Raw genomic sequence first — 3,828 nt, 5'->3', positions numbered from 1 at the left:
AATTTATGGTGCTGACGATGTTGTGGCGGCGCATGATCGCTGGTAGTTATGGTTAAAACATTGTCTAAATAAAAGAAGAAAATTGGGTTTGAATTCGAATTTAGTAGATTAAAAAAGCGTTCAGAACATACTCCCATCAGTCCCGGCCGCATATAAACCCAAGCCAGCGGCGTATAAAAAGCTCTCGGCGGTATCCCCGACAAGTCCGGCGGTGCCTTCGCGTCTCTTGGTTGCGCCTTCGAGCCTGGTGGGGGTGCCTTCCAGGTCTGCGGAGGTGCATTCCGGACATTGGGATATGCCGTCAGGGGATTTTTATATGCCGCCGGGACGGTTTGGAACGCCTTCGCGGTGGTCGGCAATCCGCACGAGTGCTTCGGAAGTGTCATTTAAGCGTATGTCTGCGCCTTCGGCCGAATTTATGATGCAACCGCGCGACATTTAGCCGCACTTGTGTAAGTTGCGGGCTTATCTATACTCATTTGCGACATAGTTCTACCACTAGTCATTTCCCATTGATAGATCCCAATACTTTCGCCGGAAATTCGGCCTGTCGGCTGCTACCGGCTTGCATATCGTTGTTTTTTTTAAGGAGCACACTGATGGCTAAATCAGATTATTTTCCCCGTCCGGATGGTGAGTTATTGATGTGGCATGACCGGTTTATCCTCAATCTAGCCGCGTTAAAAAACCAGCTGGGTTTATCCGATGAGGACATTGCCGCTTGCAATACCGATAATCAAGAATTGCATGGCAAGGTATCCGCCGCCAATATTGCCGCCGCGGCCGCGCATCATGCGACCGCCGATAAGCAGGCTTATCGCGGCCAATTCGAGAACAAGGTGAGAGCGCTGGCGCGGCGCATCAAGGCTCATCCCGGCTATACCGACGCCTTGGGTAGTTTGTTGGGTATCGTCGGTGCGGAAATCAATACCGATTTAACCGACGCCAAACCGGTGCTGAAGGCTGCCGATCAGACAGGCGGTAATGTGGTGTTGAGTTTTCAAAAATACAAAAGCGACGGTATCAATATTTATTCCCAGCGCGAGAATGAAAGCGAGTTTGTATTTTTGGCCCGGGATACTCAAACCCGCTATGTCGATAACCGCCCGCTATTGGTGGCCGGCAAGCCTGAATTGCGCCGCTACACGGCGGTTTATGTGATCAAGGATGTGGAAGTCGGCCAATTTAGCGACGAGTTGGTCGTCAGCTGCGCGCCGTAATCGGATACCTACCGCGTACCTTCCGGTTTTCGCCACCATGACGGCCTTTCAATGGTACGCGATGCGTATCCTACATCTACTCACGGGTCGCAAGCCTTACGCCCCCGCTCGCGCCATTCCATCCTTACTCCACACTCCCCTGCAACCGCGTCGTCCAGGATTCCTTGGCCGCCGGATCGACGTGGAAGGCCAGCGCCGCGGGTTTGTGCAGCAAGCCGTCTTCGCCGGAGGCGTTGGGGTTAAGCTGGCGTTTTTGTACGAAATCCACCAAGCGGCGCAAATGGTAGATCGCCAGCACCCGGTTGGTCTCGCTACCGGCGTAAATCAGATAGCCGACGTTGTCCTCGTTCAGCGCCGGGTTGCGGGCGATCAAGGCGTCCAGGCCGGCGCGGTCGGCGGCCAGATTTTTCAACACCGAATCCGGCCGCTGGCAAATTAAGCTTCGCCAGTGTTGCGCCAGACTGCCGTTGAGCTGGTGGCGCTGCATCGCCCGCACCTCGTCGTCGCCGCATACGAAACTTTCCGCAACCAGATAATGGCGGTCGCGCTCGCCGTCGTTGGCGAACAAGGCCAATTTGTCCAGCGCGGTATCGGCCAAAGCCAGCAAAAAGGCGTGCGGCGAGCGGATGTGCTTGTCTATCGTCACCACCCAGGGCAGGGCGCGGCCGGTGGTTTCGAAGCGGGCCGTGACGCTGCCGATCACCCCGGCCCGCGACAGCTCCTGCTCGCGGCCGGCCGGCTTGACTAAAAACGCGTCGACCGCCGCGATCCGGGTGTTGAAGCCGGCGGCGTGGTAGTGCTGGACGATGGTCGAGTAACGCGGCTGATACGGGATGGCCGTCCCGTCGTAAAGAATGTTGATGCGCCGCAAGCGGGCTTGTTCGGCCACCAAATCGCGCAAGCGGTTGGCGAAGGGTTCGACGTAAACATAGTCGTCGCTGTGGTGGTCGGCGGCGGTCAGCAAGCGGTACAAATCGCTGAGTTTGCGAAATTCGTCGAGCGAGGCGATCACGAAATTATCGCCGCATTGCGCCTTGGCGATTTCCTCGACCGCTGTCTTGCCGGCCCCGGCCCCGCCCATGCACATGAACAAGGTCGGCTGCTCGACCGGGGTTTTGCCGGCGAAAATCGCCTCGAGTATCGTCGAAAGTATCCCGTCGATTTTGGTCAAGCGCTGGTAGGCAATCTCCACGGTGCGCATCAAGCGGTTCTCGCCGTGGCTGGCGGCCAACATCTTGTTTTTCAGCGGCTCGTTACCGGCCAGTACGAACAAACTGGCCTGCTCGCCGGCGCATTGCTTCAGCAAATCCAGCAGCTCGGCGTGGCTGGGCGGCCGCAGCGAGGTCAGGATGTTGATGTCCAGGCAAAACAGCGGCGCCACGCCGTCGGCGCGGATCGGGATTGCGTCGATCTCGGTCTTGCCGGGTTGGCGCAAATCCTCGGTGCCCGGCAAATAGCCGACAACGCTCTCGGACACGCCGAGCGGATTGTCGACGAAATGTTGGCCGGTAATGAATTCCTCGGCCCGGATGCAGCTCAACGGCACCAGACCGCCGGTCACGGTGACCAGACATTTAACGCCGTCGGCGGTGGTGTAGGACAAAAACGGCAAGCCTTGCAGGAAATACTTGTTTTCCGGCCACTTGCCGTAACGGTTGGCCTGATTGCCCAAGCTTTGGGTGCGCGCCGGTTCCAGCGCGTGCTCGAAGGCCAGGCGCAACGCGGTGTGATTGGCGGCCGGATCGTGCAAGGCGCGGGCGTCGTCGCAGCTCAGCCGGCGAAAATCGATGCCCTGCTCATAGACCGCCTTGAAGGCCGGCAAATTGCCGAGCGCGGTAATGAAAAAATCCAACGTGATCCGGTTGCCGTAGCCGTAGGGCCGAATGCCGCGCAAGGCTTGGTACAGCTTGGCGAGCCGGTCGGCGATATCGGCGCTGCGCACCACGAAACCGTTGTTGTCGAACAAGGCGGTTTCGAGATTGTCGTCGCCGTCGAGCACCAGGCTTTCAATCGCGATCCGAAATCGGGTGCGGCAATCGGCTTCCGGCATCGTGCCAGGCCGGTGGTGGACCGTTACCTGCTCCTTCCAGTCGCTGAACATTTCCCGGTGGATCCGGGTGAACAGGCTGGTCAGATAGGTCACGCGCTTGGTCTGGTCGTGCGAAACCGTGGCTTCCAGCTCCTGGGCCAATTTGGCCTGCAAGCGCACGCCCTGCGCGACCGCCAACGCGGTCCGCAAGCGTTTGAGTTGGCGATAGGCCGGGATATTCCGGCCGGGATTTGAATTCATGCGCTCCCCCAAGCTGCCGCCGGTTCTCGATGCGGGCGAGTCCGGCGGCTTTCTCGTTATTGTTATTTATAGCCGACTGGCGGCGGGGGCATGATAACGCGAGATGCGGCGGGGAGCGAAAACGGCTTGACGAGCTCCCGCCGAGGCGGGGCCGGCAACGCCAATGCCGAATTAACTATCCGCGTCCGCCAGACAATTTATCGCGGCCAGATTCGCGCCGGCGGCTATCACCAAATGAATATCCGCCGCCAGATAAATGGCGCCGTCGGCGATTTTCAGCAGATAGCGGTCGCCGGTGCCGCCGGCGATTTCGTCGAG

At 58.7% G+C, this 3,828-nt stretch carries 3 protein-coding genes; 1 reads left to right on the top strand and 2 read right to left on the bottom strand.

The features are described from left to right. Nucleotides 1-386: hypothetical protein (locus tag AC3B8H_RS19235; RefSeq protein ID WP_488443136.1), on the bottom strand; the 386-nt coding region annotated here is incomplete at its 3' end. A 213-nt stretch (nucleotides 387-599) separates the two neighbouring features. Between AC3B8H_RS19235 and AC3B8H_RS19230 the strand changes: the two genes are divergently transcribed. Then, complete coding sequence (locus tag AC3B8H_RS19230) at nucleotides 600-1,220, top strand: hypothetical protein (protein WP_488443135.1); 621 nt, start codon at nucleotides 600-602, stop codon at nucleotides 1,218-1,220. 124 nt (nucleotides 1,221-1,344) lie between these two features. Here the strand turns inward: AC3B8H_RS19230 and AC3B8H_RS19225 are convergent, their stop codons facing one another. Continuing rightward, nucleotides 1,345-3,510: a zeta toxin family protein gene (locus tag AC3B8H_RS19225; protein WP_488443134.1), complete on the bottom strand. Its 2,166-nt coding sequence runs from the start codon at nucleotides 3,508-3,510 to the stop codon at nucleotides 1,345-1,347. Nucleotides 3,511-3,828 lie beyond the last annotated feature (318 nt).

The organism is Methylomonas sp. BG-2 (genome assembly GCF_057766305.1).
This window is presented reverse-complemented; position numbering and strand designations above follow the sequence as displayed.